Raw genomic sequence first — 16,668 nt, 5'->3', positions numbered from 1 at the left:
CAGGCTTATTCATTCTCGATCCGTACAGGGAGGCCGGATGGAGATTTATTATTGTGGAGTGGCTGTGTCAGATTAACAAATGGTTCTTATGAATGTGACTTATCGAGCTACAGCTTTTGGAAAACAGAAGCTGTAGCTATTTTTGCTTAGCAGAGGCTTGAGCTGCATTTGGCTTAGCAGGTGCCTTAGCCGCATCTGTTTTAGCTGGAGCTTTACCTGCTTCTCCTTTAGCCCCGTCTACTGGTGGCTTAGAGGGCTTAACGCCATTCACCATATCGGTAATCATTTGCTTCAGATTGGAAACACGCTGATTATATTCGCTTGCGGTAATCTTGCCATTTTGTTTTTCCGTAGCGAGTTTTGACTTCATATCCGAAACCATCACATCAATTACGGAGTTTACGCTCACGCCTTGTGCTTTGGCGATCGTAGCAAGGGATTTACCAGCCTTCAACTGTGTATCCAACTGACTGGAGGACAATTTCAATAGTTTCAGGAGAGCCTTGTTCTCAGCATAGTTTCCTCCTGCGATTTGTGGACCGTTAGCATCGCCAGGGTTTCCCTTAGGTGCCTGTGCTTTGCTTGCAGTAGGAGCCTTCTCAGGTGTAGTTGAAGCAGCATGGGCTGCGCCTGTGGAGTACAGCGCTCCGCCTCCTAAAAATGCCAACGCCATCGTTCCGGCCAAAATTGCTTTCTTGGTGCTCTTCATCTTCATTTTCCACCTTTCGTTTATGGTTTGTTTGGTACGTGATACATCATAAGGGATTAACTTGAATGCTATCTGAGCGCAAGCTGAGCATTTACTGAATGGAATTTGGATGGCAGGACTAGCATTTTAACGAATTGCTATTGTATTACGTGTATTAAGTGATATAATACACTAAAGGCACGATAGATACAGCCGAATTAGGGGGAAACACCCATGGAAGAACAACGGGTTGGCTCGTTCCGATTTTTAATAGACTTTAGCCAGCCATTATATGAACAAATATTAAATCAAGTACGAAGCTCCATTGCTAAAGGAGAGATTGAAATGGGAAGCAAAATGCCATCTGTGCGTGATCTGGCGCAGGAATTGCGTATGAATCCGAATACCGTGATGCGGGCGTATCAGGAGCTGGAACGGGACGGATTGACTGAGAAGCGACGCGGTCTGGGTACGTATGTAACTTCGTCCAGTGAGCGGATTGCCAGCTTTCGGGAACAATTGGCTATGTCGTATATCGATCAGTTTCTCGGACAGATGAGCAGCCTGGGATTATCCTGGGAAGATGTACAGCAATATATAAGAAGCCGACAGGACGGAGATCACAAGGAAGAAGGCGAAAAGGCATGACGGAGTCTGTGGTAACCGCAAAGCAACTGATGAAGCAATATGGAAATAAAAAAGCATTGGACCAACTGGATGTCGTCATTCCAGCAGGACGTATTGTAGGTGTGCTTGGGCCCAATGGCTGCGGGAAGTCCAGCCTCTTTCGAGCCATCACGGGGTTAATTCAGCCGGACGGGGGCGAGCTTCAGGTGCTGGGCCAACAGCCAAGCTGGGAAACCAACCGGAATATATCCTATCTTCCTGACCGGGCACGCTGGTATCCCAATCATACAGTTCAGCAGACGCTGGAATGGGGGAAGTCCTTTTTGCCTGGCTTCAATATAGAGGATGCCTATAAACTTGCTGACCATATGGATGTGGAATTGGAGCTAAAGATGGCCGGATTGAGTCGCGGACAGGAGGCGCGTGTGCTGCTGATTCTGTGCCTGGCACGAGAAGTACCGCTTATGATCCTGGATGAACCTTTTGTAGGTATTGATGTTCTCTCTAGAGAAGCGATCGTAGCTGGGATTATTGATTATTTGGAGGATCGGCAACAATCTATACTCATTAGCACACATGATATTCAGGAAGTGGAAGGCTTGTTTGATTACACGGTCATGATGGACCGCGGGCGAGTGATATGGTCTGGTGAATCGGATGATCTGCGTGCAGAGCATGGCTCGCTGAACCAGGTGTTCCGCAATTTGTACAAAAGGGAGTGGAAGGCGTGAATTCATCCGGGCTGTTCAAAGATTTAATACGCCATGAATTTCGAAATAAAGGAAGCTGGAGAAAGCAAAGCCGCAATCGACTGCCCAGATCGTGGAGACTTGTATATTTCTCACTATTTCTAATTGCGGCGTTCGCGATCTCCTTGTACTTCGCTCTTCACAACCAACTCGAATTGACAAGGCTGTGGTATGTCACCCTGGGCTTGCCGTACATGATTGTTTTCATGGGTGTGGGAATGCTGAGAAGAGAATGGGAAAATGACACCTACGGATGGTGGCTGACCCTTCCCTATCCGCGTATGTGGCTAATTAGCGCCAAATGGATTGCTGCTATTTTACAAACCATTGTCGTGATATTGCTCTTGTTTGTAGTAGGTTCTCTATACGCGCTATTTATCTCATCGACCATACAGGCTTATACGTTTGCGGATGCAGCGTCTTTTATGATAGCCGGCTTAAACTGGTTTGTAATGATTATCGCCTTTACGCCGTTGGTTATTGCGCTGGGTCTGCTGACGGCCAGTACCAAATACAGCACCTTGCGGCCGCTTAGCCCAATCCTGTGGATTCTTTTGATGGGTGGAGGAAGCGTCTTTTATTGGTCAGGCGATCAGCGGATTTATGAGCAGTTTCATCATGTTCACAACGGACAGTGGTTTCCTTTTACCTGGCATTTTCCGGTTGCGGTGTTGATTAGTTGGGTTGCTGCATATGCATTGATCCGCTTGAACGCTTATTTGCTGGAGAAAAAACTGTCGATTTAACTTAGGATAAATGACTCTATATTAGAAAGGAATTTCACCATGGCGACAATCTTTATCTATGCATTGATGGCTGTTCTGGTGGGTCTGATGATTTGGTTGAGAACCAAAAGACGAAGGGGCCCGGTAAAGGGAAAAGGATTTCGGATTTTGCTCCCTATGTTTATCGCTTTCCCAGCTATGATGATATCGGTATATCAATTGATGCATATTCCTGGTCAAACGTACGCGCCTCCCGCCTTTTGGGAACTGCTGGTTGCTGGGTTATTAGGGGCTCTGTTTGGCTACGTTATTTTGCTGCATACGGCGTATGAAAGACGAGATGACGGTCTCATCTATCCCAAGCCGAACCAATATTTTAAGTATATTATTATCGCTATTATTTTGATTCGGGTTGTTCTGACTCAATACCTCAGTAGTTTGGGTACGACCGAAATTAGCATGCTGGCCATTACGATGGCGCTGGTATATATCTCAATCTGGCGAATTGGGAGCTTTATCAAGTTTCGGAGGACGTTATCTGTATAACAATATGAATGAGGTAACAGCGGCTTTCTATTCAAAAAGCGTCCATTCGCTTGGTGATAGGAGCCGCTTTTTTTGAGCTAACTTCATTAGTACATGTTATTTATAATAAAATGATGAGGATGATCATACATTGTTATTGCTTTCCATGTCCTTTATTCGAAGGTTTGTGACTTGCATGACAACGGTCATAAGTATAAAAATTCAAAGGAGGGTTAATAAGGTTTCAAATGATTTAAATGGGGTTTAAAGTTAGATAGGTGGGGAAGAGTTCAAATCTTCGTAGTTAACTGCAACCACATTAGTTACATAAAGAGAAATTGCATTCCATACTCTATTTTACAGGTTGAGAGGGGCTTACATTCATGAAAAAACATACGGTTACTGCTGCACTTGCTGGCTTGCTCGTTCTGTCTTCTGCTGTACCGGCTTTAGCAGCCGACGTAAAACCTACTACGGGTATCCAGGTTTGGGTAGATGGCAAGAAGGAGGCTTACAAAATTGCGCCTATCGTGAGAAATAAGCAGGTGTTGATCCCCCTGAGACAATTGGCTACTAGTTTAGGAATTCCGCTGGACGCCAAGCATATTACATTCAATACGGCGCGTCAAAGTACGACGATTCGTTATGATCAAGCGACGGTTGTACTGGTATCAGGCAGTCCGGAAGCGCAAATCAACGGGATTAAGGTACCACTATCCACCTCGACCATCTTGACCAAGCAAGGGGTAACCTATGTACCAGTTGATGTCGTCAAAGAAGCGTGGGGCAAGCAAGTGATTTGGGACCCGGCCAGCCAGACCTTGCAAATCGGGGTGAGTAATAAGGATAAGGTTGTAGAGATTCTGAAGAGCTTTGAAACGGGCGATACGAAAGCAGCTGAGGCTTGGATCAGCAAAGATCAGTACATTCAGCATAATCCGAGCTTTGCTAGCGGGAGAGATGCCTTTTTGCAAGGGATTAGCCAATCCAAGGGAGCCAATGTGCTGGTTGAAGTCCAGCGGGTTATTCAGGATGGCAATGATGTAGCAGTACATTATAAAAAGTCTATTGCAGGGAAAACGAGCATTGCTTTTGATATTTTCCGCTTCAATAGCAATGGTAAAATTGTTGAGCATTGGGATAACATGCAGGACTCGGCTCCAACCAATCCAAGTGGACATACCATGATTGACGGAACAACACAAGTCACGGATCTCAACCAAACCGAGACAAACAAAACGCTGATCCGCAAGTTTGTAGATGATGTGCTGGTTGGCAAAAATCGTGCAGCATTGGAAAGCTATTATAATGGGGATCAGTACATTCAGCATAATCCTCTTTTTGGTGACGGTGTATCTAGTCTGAAGCAAGCATTATCCACTACGGGTCAAGGAACTTCTATTGGATATGATCAGGTGCATATGGTTCTTGGAGAAGGCAACTTCGTGCTGGTTGTAAGTGAACTGAAATCTCCTAAGGGAATCTCAGCTGCTGTCTATGATCTGTTCCGTGTGGAGAACGGCAAAATAGCCGAGCATTGGGATGTAGTTCAGGAGATTCCAGCTAAAACAGAGTGGAAAAATACGAACGGTAAATTTTAAAGAATACGCTCTCGTCGTGTGATCTGATTGGCACTGTCCAGACCGTCCGGTTCCTGTTAAAATGGGGCAAACATATCAGGGGGTTGGACGGTGGAAGACTTGAAGCAACGTGTGGGTTGCCTGCATGCGCATCATTCGAACATTGCCTATGTGGAACGAGCTTTTGCTTCTTATGAGGTGGAGCTGGTACATTTTGTGGAACCGGGACTTATGCGCCGGGTATCGTCGGATCCGCATTTTTCTTCAGATGATGCCAGTCGCAAGGTAGAAGAGCAGCTGAGCTGGATGTCTCAAAGCGATCTAGACGTTATTTTGATAACGTGTACGAATTATATTGCTTTGGCGGAGAAGGCTCAAGGGTCAATGCCTACGCCAATTGTCGCACTGGATGAGCCTCTATTTCATGAGATGTGTGATGATTTGCTGCCACGAACCTTGGTATTTACGAATCCGGCTACCGTAGAGGGCACGATGAAGCGTCTTTATCATACGGCCAATGTATTAGGCAAGCCGGACCTCTCTTCTTTGATAGAGGTCAAGGTGGTGGAGGGCGCTTTTGAACTGATTATGCAGGGACGTAAAGATGAGTATGAGGAATTGCTGGTTCGTTCATTGCATGAATTGAGGAAGGCTGATCCCAGCAGAGGGCTGGCTGTAGCACAGTTATCGATGGTTGATGCTGCGTTGCAGGTGGAGCTGGAGACAGGGCGGACGATTGCCAATCCTTTACGGTCGTTGGCGAATTTACTTGAGGTTTTGTTAGGTTAAATAAGTATAGCTAAAAGAACTTCCTACCCATTTTGGGACAGTGGAAGTTCTTTTTTTTGGAAGTGGGTAGGTGGGGGCACTTCTGTGCGATTCATTAGTGCTCCTGCTGGTCTTGGGTGATGAGCGCCGCGCCTGCCGATTCTCTTTGGACAAGCGTAACGTACAACCGTTCATGCTCCACGTCTCCCCCGGCAATGATTTTGAGAACCTGTTCAGCGGCTACAGCGCCCCATTTGCGCTTGGAGTAGTCTATCGTTGTCAGCCGGGGCTGAATATATTGCGCCAGCTCGATATTATCAAAGCCGACGATATGAACATCCTTGCCAATGGTAAGCTCTGACTGAGCCATTCGATTGTAAAAGCCTACGGCCATTTCATCATTGAGACAAAATACAGCTACAGGTTCCGAATCTGGGCGAGCCTGCTGCTGTAAAATGATCTCAGCCGCCTGCTCGCCGCCCGATTTCTCGAAATTGCCGTCAATTTCGATCATCTCGGCGACACCGCTACGCTCAATGGTCTGCTTGACCGCCTGCATCCGCTGCCAGGAATCATAAGAACCTTCTGGTCCGGTCACAACATGTAGCTTGCGGTGTCCCAATTCCAATAGATGCTCTATGGCGAGCGCGGCACCTGCTTTGTTATCCAGCAGCACCTGGTTAATGTTAGGATGATTCAGTTCGCGGTCCAATACGACAATTTTATGTCCGCGCTCGGCGTAGTTCAGCAACTCCTGACTATCAAACGTCTGATCCAGTACGATGGCACCGTCAATCATGCGTTCTGGCAGCATTCGATGTGATTGCTTGCCGCTGCAGACAATGAGGTCATAGCCCTTGCGGTTCAAAATTTCCTTGATGCCGTACAGCAAATCTCCATAAACGTCTCCGCGAAAATCAGTCAGGAATACGCCAATAATTTTGGTCTGCCTTTTCTTGAGATTCCGTGCGGCGGCATTGGGCACATAGTTAAGCTCTTTGGCAATGGCCAAAATACGTGCGCAAGTCTCTTCTGTTACCTTATCGCTACCGTTCAAAGCATATGAAACGGTAGATATGGAAACGCCCGCCTGTTTGGCGATATCTTTAATGCTGACCACAACGTCACCTCCTTGTGTTCGTCTTATATGTGCTATTGTATATGGATTATTAACCACATATCTATTCAAAATGTCGTAGTTCTACATGCAAGCAGCAAAGGGCGATCCCGCAAGATCGCCATTCCTTTGTTGCCTATACCTGATTTTGCTTATGCATCATTCGATTTATAAAATAATCTCCAGACGGTGTACACCATTATGTTCTGCTAACGCCTGCTCGAAAGTCTCACGTTTGATGCGCAAGGCACCGGAACGATAGCGATTATCATCGGCTGGCTCACTTTCCAGAGGGGCACCGTTCAATACTGCACGGCCTTGCTCACCGCTCGTATGCTCTTGCAGCATGCGGTAGACGAAGGTGATTGGCTTTCCTGCAAAGGAAAATTTAAATTCCAATCCGTCGAGATCGTCCGGCAGCACAGGGTCCAGGATCAGGTCCTCGCCTGACTGACGAATACCAAGGACATTCGATATGAGCTGATTCATGTAGATTCCCGGACCGCTGGAATAGATTCTCCAGCCACCCTTGACGGGTACGGCTCCTTCCCGCAGTTCACCAAACCGTTCCTGTGCTTCATAGCGGGTGTTAAATTTACCGTCCGAGCTGCTGAAATACGCGTTGCTTTGGCGCCATTCGGCATTCGGTACGGTTGCACGGATGCCGACCGGATTGATGAGCTTCAGGCTGTGCCAAGCGTCATCCTTGCGTCCTAACTTGGCCATGGCTTCCACAAAGCGGATATGAGCGTGCACATATTGCAGACCAACCTCACGTCCAAAGTTGGCCGCTTGCTCAGCGCGCTTGAAGTGCGAACTCACACCGCCATCATATTGAGCAGGGCGGTTCATCAGACGCACACCATCCGGGCAGAGGAACTGCTCGCGGATGAGCTGCTCATGAGCCAATGCTTGCTCAGGCGTGAGCAACTGGCTGATCATGCTGCGTGTCATCGGCAGCAAACGGTAGTGGATTCCCGTCTCGGTGTCGGACGGATGGAGCATGAGCTTGGGTTGACCAGGCTCTTCCATATATACAAAGCCTGGAATAATTCCGCTCTCCAGCATGTAGCGATTGAAGTCTTTACGGATGCCGTTCGCCATCTGATGTAAATCTTGTGCAATCTTATCCGCTTCGCTTACTACATTTGCTGGAGCTTGCTCCAACACAGCAGCAAAGTTACGAATCACTTGGTAGGTGAGTGCAACCGTCCAGCTGCTCGCCATGTATTGCTTCAGTTGCGCATTGGCTGGCTGGAGGGTGTCATCCCAATCGCCATCGCCATAAGCCGATAAGTACGTATCATGCAGGAAATTCTCTCGAATATATTCGATTTCCTTCAGGGCATGTTCCATAAGGGTCGCAGTCTGCTTGGTATAATCGAAAGTATGCCGATGGGTGTAAGGCACATTTTCTCCCAGAATACTGTAATCACGGGTAGCGGTCAAATAATCGCCCAGTACCTTGAGCGGCCAAACGATAATATCCCCATGGCTTTCTTCTTGCTGCACGTGAGTATAGTTGTCAAACATAAACCATTGCGGCCAGTTTCCGCTGTCTTCATACTGATGGCTGAATACAGTTAGCAAAATGGAACGAACCTCATCAAAATTTTGCACTGCCGAAAAATATTCGACAGGCCCCTGACATACATCACGTGTTCCCCAGGCTGCTCCGCCGTATTGCTCCAGACCGTGAGGCACAGAGTAGTGGACGAGCATGTTGTGGGTGTACCACCAGGCCACTGCGTTCACACGGAATAGCTCGCTGGTTTCCTGTTGGCCAAGCGTCAGATGGAAGCCATTCATAAGCTCGGCAAAATACTCCCGGTAGCGCTCGCGCTCATCTTCAAAGGAGGCGTGTAGCTCCTTGTGTGCTCGGTCCTTCCCGGTCGAGCGGCCATGCAGCCAGCCCTGTACAATGCAGGTCCATTCGCTGCTGTCGCCCAGTTCCAAAACGACCAGGGATGCATCAGGAGAGGCTCCACCCTGTAGCAGTGCTTGAGCGTCGCTCACATGCTGTAATGGAGCGCCCTCTACGTGCATTCGGTAAAGCAGGTCGGGATAGGCCTCGGCGCTCAGGGAAGCGGAATCAGCTCTAAAGAGCAGGTCATCACCTTCGCGTTCCATATGAAACGGAAGCTCATATTCGTTCACATGCATACACATTTGCTGAGTGATCAGGAATGGATAGGCTTTACCACTTGCCGAGCGCATGTGAAGCCGCACTTCTGGGCTATCAGCATTCGTATGGTTTGTAATAATGAATGTATCGTCAGCCGTTTTGTAATACCAGCGCACATAATTAAAGCCAATCTCAAACAGGGAAGGCATGGTGAGCAGGCGATATTTTCCTTGAATTCCGACGTAGATACGTTGACCGGATGTCTTAGGAATGTTGAGCGCATTACGCACGTTGGTGATCATTTTGTTGAAATTCGTATTGCCGATCACGAGCTGGGAATTGAATACCCCGTACATATAGGAAGTGGTTGTAATGGTTTCTTCCTTACCTCCAGAGTAATGCCCACCCATTAAAATGTGTCCGTGAGGACGCTCTACACGAAGCTCTTTGGATTTGAGTACGACATGCTCATAGCTATCCGTGAAAAAGGAAAGTAGTGTATCGCCATCCCGTTCTTCTTCCTGGCGTTTCGGGAAAAGCTGATTCACTTCGGCATCGGTCAAGTCCAGTGTGCGCAGCGGTTCACCGATGGTTTGAGCTGGGGCCACACGCCCTGCCTGAAGATCACTTGCCGCGTGTGCTGGTATGCTGGTCTCAGAAGCGTCCGCTAGAACGGCAGCTACTTCATCGCGTGCTTTGGTTACCAGGTCCTGATACTCCAGCTTCGTCACTGCAGCCGGATGGCTCGGCTGGAACAGACCGTAAAACGTAAAGCGAGCTTCCCCAGCGAGTTTTACCCGCTCAGATTGCAGCGCTGTATAAGCGAATTCGTATTGATACACTTCATTGGCGAGCGTGTCGCGGCGCAGTGCTTCCGGCTCATTCGTTTCCTTGTAAGAAAGTCCAAAGAACTGAAATCCGTCTGTCGAGTAACCAACAGTGCGGGTTAACGAGCCTTGTTGAATGTATGGGAATGCCTGACTTTGAGGCTGGTTTTGACGTGAGCAAACAGTATAGCCTCTTTGTTCATCATGATAGACAGTATGGTCAATATATTGAGACAAATAAGCTTCATTACTGCGCACAGCAGCGGTATCGGCAATGCCGATATCCTGACCGTACACAATATCTGCTTCAACATCATCGCCCTGTAGGGTTACATCCCAGAACCATACTCCCAGGCGGCTGAGTGTGAAGGTCACCTGATAGCCTACACCGGCAGTGAACCCTTCCCATATAATCTGCTGATCCGTTTGTCGGATTACGCCGGGCGAACGAACTCCCAGCAGAGGAGTGATGCTTACGCCGGAAGGACGATACAGTCTCAAGTACAGATTGTTCAGGGAACCATCGACTGAATTGGTCAACAGTTGGTTGATCATCGTTGAGCCGTGAGCGATCTTGTACACATCACCGCTGCTTAAGAAGGTAAAAGACAGGTCTCCGGCCCGCAGCAAAATATTTTGGTCTAGACTTGTATTCATCAAAGGGAACGCCTCACTTTCCTGTTTCTTTTACTAACCGAAAACGGCCTTCAGTAGTATCTCGGCTGTTAGGTCCTGTAAAGACGGCGAATTCACCGCTGTCACTGTCAAAGCTCAAATCTGCATGATGATAGCGCAGCTGAGGCTCGGTCACTGTAAATTCCACTTCCCGGCTTTCGCCTGGGGCAAGCAGGATTTTGCAGAAATCTTTCAGTTCCTTCATTGGGCGAACCGTATCACCGCTGATATCACGGACATAGAACTGAACGGTCTCCTCGACTGGACGTGTTCCTGTGTTCGTTACCTGCACTCTAACGGTCAGTTCTTGACCGGGAATAAGAGTATCGCCTGAAAGTTGTAAGCTGTCATAGGCTACATCGGTGTAGCTCAGGCCATAGCCGAACGGGAATAAAGGTTCGTTCGGTACGTCTAGATATTGAGACACGTAGCGTTCTGTTGTGTTCGGATCTAACTGCGGACGTCCAGTATTAAAATGATTGTAATACACTGGCACCTGTCCGACCGATTGCGGGAAGGACATCGTCAGACGACCCGTAGGTTCAGCATCACCGTATAACAAATCGGCAATTGCCGCGCCGCCTTCGCCACCAGGGAACCAGGCTTCCAGTACAGCGTCTGCTTCTTCAATGACGCCGTGCAGATCCAATGGACGACCATTAAACAGTACGGCTACCATGGGCTTGTTCAGTGTCTTCAGGCGTTTCACCAATTCCAATTGAGCCTGCGGCAGGCGAATATTTGAACGGCTGCCTGCTTCACCACTCATATCTGAGCGCTCGCCAAGCGCTAGTACGATGATCTCTGCTTGACTGGCAGCATGCAGAGCTTCTGCATATTGCTCCTCTGTTATGTTGTCTACAGAGCATCCTGCCGCTACCGTGAGCAGCGAGGAGGATATTTTCGATTGGAATCCATCAACAACACGAATGGCTTCCTCTTGTGAACCGCTCCATGACCAAGAGCCCAGAATATCGCCGCTCTCTGCAAAAGGTCCGATCAATGCAACATGTTGATTGCGATTCAATGGAAGCACAGAATCATTTTTGAGCAGCACGCATGATTTAATGGCTAGTTCTTTAGCAACCGCACGGTGGGCTTCGCAGAATACCACTTCACGTTCACGCTCAGGGTCTGCGCCGCGTAGCGGATTCTCGAACAAGCCCAGCTTTTGTTTGAGCTTCAATATACGCATCACGGCTTCATCAACGAGCGCTTCATCCAGCTGTCCGCTGCGAATCAACTCAGGCAGGTGCCCATTGTAGCAGGAGGTCATCATTTCAATATCTACGCCTGCCAGCAATGCTTTTTTTGCTGCCTCCCGTTCATCCTCGGCGATGCCGTGAGGAATAAGCTCTTTGATCGCGGCCCAATCCGAAATGAGCACACCGTCAAAACCCCATTCATCACGAAGCAGATCACGCATCAGGCGCTTGTTGCCCGTTGCCGCTACGCCTTCTACGGTATTGAAGGACGTCATCACCATTTCGCAGCCTTCATCTAAAGCAGCTTTGTAGGAAGGGAGATAATACTCTCGCAGCTGCCATGCAGATACATCTACGGTATTGTAATCACGTCCACCTTCACCGGCTCCATAAGCAGCAAAGTGCTTCACGCATGCGGCTACCCGCTCGGTATCATTCGTCAGATCATTACCCTGAAATCCGCGCACAAACGCACGGGCAAATTGACTGTTGAGATAAGGGTCTTCCCCAGTAGATTCCATTACACGACCCCAGCGTGGGTCACGTACCAGATCGACCATAGGAGCGAATGTGACGTGAACACCGGATACGGCTGCTTCCCGAGCAGCGATAGTAGCACTCTCTTCTGCAAGTTCCATATTCCATGAGCAACCCATAGCCAGCGGTATAGGGAAAATCGTTTTGAAGCCGTGTACAATATCTGCCATAATTAAAAGCGGGATACCCAGACGGTTTTTATTCAAATGAGCCTGCTGAACACGAATTGCTTCCTGGGCTCCTGCAAGGCCGAGCACGGAACCAACGTTGTGAACCGTCTGCTCTGTGATGCCGAGAGAAGCCATAGGCCCAGTAATTTGGCCCTCTGTACCCGCTTCTTCAAAAAAGCCACCCACAAGCTGAAGCAGTTGGTCAACTTTTTCTTCAAGAGTCATGTTTTGTAAATACGAATTCAGGTGTTGTTCCATCATAATCCTCCGTAAGCTGTTTGGTTGGTAAAACAGCTCTCTTTTTCAGATTCATGAGATTTTTGGGATAAAGTTGATTCAAAAAAGTGCTGAACAGGCTAATAGCTAGTATAGAAGCATAATCTTCTGTTGTATTATTAATCGAAACGTTTCTATTGTTGGACTCAGTTGGATTATATACGCTTCCAAATGGAGAGTCAAATGCAAAACGGGAGTTTTTTATAGGACAAATAGCGTAATAAAGATTGAAATAAATGAAAAAGAGATGCGATTCCAAGTAAATAAAAAATAATATCCCTATTGAATACGGTTTCAATTTGTTCTATAATGACTATCGAAACGTTTCTATTGATGAGTATGGTCCTTAGGCTTTAAACATAATTGTTATAACGGTATGCTTTAACTGCTATATATTTGCATGTATCAGGATTTTGCAAAATTCGATTTCAGTCGCTCCAAATTGCAATATTTGGACATTGGAAGTCGCTTATTGAATTTTTGCAAAATTCATGTGCTTGAATCCGTTATCATATTGCATGATCGGTAAACTGATCATCTCGGGAGGAATTCGTATGATGAAAAGAACATTGGGAATCATTTTGGCAAGCACCTTATTACTGGGGGGTGCGCTGGTAGGCTGTTCATCCAAGGATGATTCGTCGGGCAAAGATGCAAATGGCAAGACGACCATCACCATGTGGGGAATGGGAGCGGAAGGGAAGTTGCTGCCTGAAATTGTAAAAGATTTTGAAAAAGAAAATCCAGATATTCACGTTGATGTACAGGCGTTGCCTTGGGATAACGCTCACGACAAATTGCTCACGGCGGTTGCCTCAAAATCAGGTCCAGATGTTGTCCAGCTCGGTACATCATGGGTGCCGGAATTAGCATCTGCGGGTGCACTAACAGACATCACGCCTTACATCAGCAAATACCCTGAGCTTGAAGCGAAAAATTTCTTCAAGGGCGCTGTGAGTACGGCTCAATTTGAAGCTAAACCGGTCGCCGTACCTTGGTACACTGAAACGCGAGTTTTATTCTATCGTTCGGACCTACTGAAACAGGTTGGATACAATGAAGCACCTAAAACGTGGGAGGAACTGTCCGATGCTGCTCAAAAACTAGCAGCTCGGGGTAAAGGCAAATATGGTATCTCCTTTAGTGCAAAGGAGCAGTCTATGGGCTTTATGTTTGCTCTCCAGAACGGTTCCAAGCTGGTTGACGAGCAGGGCAATCCGCTATTCAACCAAGCACCGTTTGTAGATGCTGTGAAGTATGTAAATACCTTTTTCCAAAATGGCTCTAACGCAGTGGATATTGGAATTGATTCCGTTCAAGGTTTGCAAGGCGAGGGGATCGTTCCAATGTTTATCAGCGGTCCTTTCATGATTAAAGAAATCAAGAGCAAGGCACCAGAACTGGAAGGCAAGTGGAATATTGCGGAGCTTCCTGGCAAAGTAAACAACCTATCCGTTTTGGGTGGAGCCAACCTTTCAATTATGAAATTCAGCAAGCACCCAGAGGAGTCAGCCAAATTCCTGGCTTACATGAGCAAACCAGAAACACAACTGAAATGGATGGAGCTGTCCAGTAACTTGCCTGCGACTACTAAATCGTGGGAAGATGCCAAACTGAAGAGTGATCCGATGCTTCTGACGATTCGCAAACAGCTGGATCATTCCGCAGCATTGCCGCAACTGGCTGCATGGGAAGAGGTTTCTCAACAATTTATCAAGAGCTTTGAGCGTATTTACCGCGGTCATGCCGATGTACAGAAGGAAATGGATGACTTTAATCAGCAGGCTGCAAGTATAATGAAAAAATAATGATCCATATCCGTCATTGTCAAAGGGAGTGAAGGCATGAAAGGAAGCTCGCAGAAGCTTGCGCCATACTTGTTTATCGGTCCCTCCATCATCCTGTTAACGCTGTTTTCATTATTGCCGATACTACTGGCGCTCGTGATCAGCTTCACGGATATGGATCTGTCCGGACTCGTTAATTATGAAAGTATTCGCTTTATAGGATTGGAAAATTACACGAACGTGCTTTTGGACCCTTCCTTTTTGAAGTCCATTGGGAATACGTTGTTCTTTGTTATCATTGGCGTTCCGCTGGTGCTGATATTTTCACTCAGCATCGCGATTCTGATTAACATGGGTAAATCACGTGCTTTCAAAGTATTCCGCGTCGTGTTCTATCTGCCGTCCGTAACGAATGTGGTTGCGGTCGCAGTGGTTTGGAGCTATTTGTATAATCCGACGCTTGGATTATTCAACTACGTACTTGGTCTGGTGAATTTGGGTCCCGTCCCATGGCTGACCGATCCAACAGTAGCGAAAATTTCGCTGATTGTGTTAGCGGTTTGGCGGGGCATCGGTTTAAACATGATTATTTTTATTGCGGCTATTAAAGGGATTCCGGGCTCTTATTATGAAGCTGCACAGCTTGACGGGGCCAATACATGGCAGCAGATTCGTTATATTACACTTCCGCAGCTTCGTTACGCTATTTTCTTCGTGTCCATCACGACGATGATCGGCTGGCTGCAATTTTTCGAGGAACCTTTTGTCATGACCAAAGGGAAACCGCTGGACGGCACGCTGACGGCATCCTTGTTCATTTACAATAACGGCTTCCAATTTAGTAAATTCGGGTATGCCGCGGCGGGATCGTTCATTCTGTTCTTCGCGATCATCGCGGTAACGCTGATTCAGTTCCGTTTGCAAAATAAAGCGGAGTCCTGATAGAGAGAGGTGATGAACGTGAAAACAGCTGTTCAGCAAGCCCGCGCCAATACGCGCAGTGGTGAAAAAACATTTCAATGGTTCGTGGCGATTCTCCTGACTGTGGGAGGTCTGTTGATGGTGCTGCCTTTTGCGTGGATGATTTTATCCTCCTTTAAGACAGAGGGTGAGGTAACCAAAATTCCTCCAACCATCTGGCCGGAGCATTTTACACTGGATAATTTTAAAATCCTATTCGATAGCATGGCGTTTGGAACCTATCTGACGAATACGCTGATCATTGTCTTAGCTTCCTTCTTTGGATTATTCCTTAATGCCATGGCGGGCTATGGTTTTGCCAAATTCCAGTTTAAGGGCAAAGGCTTTCTATTCTATCTGGTGCTGGCAACCATGATGATTCCAGGTCAAGTGACGATGATTCCCGTCTATTTGATTCTGAATCAGATGGGGTTGACCAATTCCATGCTGGGGATTGTGCTTCCTGGATTGGTGGGCGCGTTCGCGATCTTCCTCTTCCGGCAGTTCATGTCCGATATCCCGGAAGAACTGCTGGAGGCGACACGACTTGATGGAGCAGGGGAGTTCCGCACTTTTTTACAAATCGTGCTGCCCATTTCGACGCCGATTATTGCGGTACAGGCGATCCTGACCTTCATCGGTGGATGGAACAGCTTCTTATGGCCGCTCATTATTGCGAACGATGAGAAGCTGTACACCTTGTCCGTAGGTTTATCACTGCTCAAGGGACAGAACGAAAGTCAATTTGCCCTGCAAATGGCGGGTTCGACCTTTATGGTCGTTCCGATTATGATTATCTTCATTATTTTCCAAAAGTATATTATCGAGAATTATACAATTTCGGGAATTAAGTAGGGGTATAATAGGTATGTAAAATGATAAAAACACAAAAACGGAGGACTTCTTAGAAAAAGAAGCCCTCCGTTTTTTGTGATCTTGTTTTATAGAAAAATTAGAAAACCTGGCTAGTCACATTCATTTCTAAGAGGCTGCATCAGGTTTTGTTTATATATGAAAACGGGAGAACGAAGATTTAGAATTCAAAGATTGCGTGTTACGAAGGTGAATAAAAGTTCCGACCTCTAGAATCTTTAAGACATGCATTACATAAACAACGAATAGTTTTTTTGGCAAAGAAAATTATACTTTTATTATATTTAATTGAATATATTTCAAAAATAATATGTTAACAAATTTTATATAATTATTTTAAAAAAAGTATTGAAGTGCAATAGGAAAATGATTATCTTGGAAATGAAATAAAAAAATACAAAAAAATGGGGTGATTCAAATTGTTCGATCCTATTAACCAAGCAGCTGAAGGAAG

The 16,668-nt window shown here is 46.8% G+C and carries 13 protein-coding genes; 9 read left to right on the top strand and 4 right to left on the bottom strand.

All coding sequences use genetic code 11. The features are described from left to right. Nucleotides 1-136: 136 nt before the first annotated feature. Nucleotides 137-709, bottom strand: a complete 573-nt coding sequence (locus G9G57_RS11760; RefSeq protein ID WP_025363769.1) for a hypothetical protein — start codon at nt 707-709, stop codon at nt 137-139. 213 nt (nt 710-922) lie between these two features. Here G9G57_RS11760 and G9G57_RS11755 point away from each other — a divergent pair, with 213 nt between their 5' ends. From G9G57_RS11755 to G9G57_RS11730, 6 genes are all read left to right on the top strand, one after another. Beyond that, on the top strand, nt 923-1,336 hold the full coding sequence (locus G9G57_RS11755) for a GntR family transcriptional regulator (protein ID WP_017425681.1): 414 nt from the start codon (nt 923-925) through the stop codon (nt 1,334-1,336). After that, a complete protein-coding gene (locus G9G57_RS11750; protein WP_151256124.1) occupies nt 1,333-2,046 on the top strand; it encodes an ABC transporter ATP-binding protein in 714 nt (237 codons plus the stop codon). The genes G9G57_RS11755 and G9G57_RS11750 overlap by 4 nt, the downstream gene beginning before the upstream one ends. After that, entirely contained in the window at nt 2,043-2,810 is a 768-nt protein-coding gene (locus G9G57_RS11745) for an ABC-2 transporter permease (protein WP_017425682.1), read from the top strand. Before G9G57_RS11750 ends, G9G57_RS11745 begins: the two co-directional genes overlap by 4 nt. Before the next feature lie 39 nt (nt 2,811-2,849). Continuing rightward, nucleotides 2,850-3,335 (top strand): cytochrome c biogenesis protein CcdC, encoded by a 486-nt coding sequence (locus tag G9G57_RS11740; protein ID WP_017425683.1) that lies wholly within the window; start codon nt 2,850-2,852, stop codon nt 3,333-3,335. Nucleotides 3,336-3,697: 362 nt separating this feature from the next. Then, complete coding sequence (locus G9G57_RS11735; protein ID WP_107734464.1) at nt 3,698-4,915, top strand: stalk domain-containing protein; 1,218 nt, start codon at nt 3,698-3,700, stop codon at nt 4,913-4,915. 90 nt (nt 4,916-5,005) lie between these two features. Beyond that, the gene (locus tag G9G57_RS11730; protein WP_107734465.1) at nt 5,006-5,683 is read left to right on the top strand and encodes a hypothetical protein; all 678 of its coding nucleotides are present in this window, start codon (nt 5,006-5,008) and stop codon (nt 5,681-5,683) included. A gap of 94 nt (nt 5,684-5,777) precedes the next feature. Here G9G57_RS11730 and G9G57_RS11725 read toward each other — a convergent pair whose 3' ends face one another. The 3 genes from G9G57_RS11725 to bglX form a co-directional block, all read right to left on the bottom strand. Beyond that, nucleotides 5,778-6,782, bottom strand: a complete 1,005-nt coding sequence (locus G9G57_RS11725) for a LacI family DNA-binding transcriptional regulator (protein ID WP_164964975.1) — start codon at nt 6,780-6,782, stop codon at nt 5,778-5,780. Between the two features lie 165 nt (nt 6,783-6,947). Further along, the gene (locus tag G9G57_RS11720; RefSeq protein WP_107734467.1) at nt 6,948-10,388 is read right to left on the bottom strand and encodes a GH36-type glycosyl hydrolase domain-containing protein; all 3,441 of its coding nucleotides are present in this window, start codon (nt 10,386-10,388) and stop codon (nt 6,948-6,950) included. 13 nt (nt 10,389-10,401) lie between these two features. Next, nucleotides 10,402-12,576, bottom strand: coding sequence for a beta-glucosidase BglX (gene bglX, locus G9G57_RS11715; RefSeq protein WP_107734468.1), 2,175 nt, complete (start codon nt 12,574-12,576; stop codon nt 10,402-10,404). A 572-nt stretch (nt 12,577-13,148) separates the two neighbouring features. On the opposite strand from bglX, the gene G9G57_RS11710 reads away from it, so the two are divergent. From G9G57_RS11710 to G9G57_RS11700, 3 genes are read left to right on the top strand one after another with little or no spacing between them, the layout of a single operon-like run. Continuing rightward, entirely contained in the window at nt 13,149-14,402 is a 1,254-nt protein-coding gene (locus tag G9G57_RS11710) for a sugar ABC transporter substrate-binding protein (protein WP_025363775.1), read from the top strand. 36 nt (nt 14,403-14,438) lie between these two features. Next, on the top strand, nt 14,439-15,323 hold the full coding sequence (locus tag G9G57_RS11705) for a carbohydrate ABC transporter permease (protein ID WP_016820227.1): 885 nt from the start codon (nt 14,439-14,441) through the stop codon (nt 15,321-15,323). A gap of 18 nt (nt 15,324-15,341) precedes the next feature. After that, nucleotides 15,342-16,196 carry a carbohydrate ABC transporter permease gene (locus tag G9G57_RS11700; protein ID WP_013368987.1) on the top strand — a complete coding sequence of 285 codons (855 nt, stop codon included), beginning with the start codon at nt 15,342-15,344 and terminating at the stop codon, nt 16,194-16,196. The last annotated feature ends 472 nt before the right edge of the window (nt 16,197-16,668 follow it).

Origin of the sequence: Paenibacillus sp. EKM211P (genome assembly GCF_011066175.1) — a bacterium.
In the GTDB taxonomy this organism is placed as follows: domain Bacteria; phylum Bacillota; class Bacilli; order Paenibacillales; family Paenibacillaceae; genus Paenibacillus; species Paenibacillus polymyxa.
Note: the sequence above shows the minus strand (reverse complement) of the source record. Positions and strands in the feature narration are given on the sequence as shown.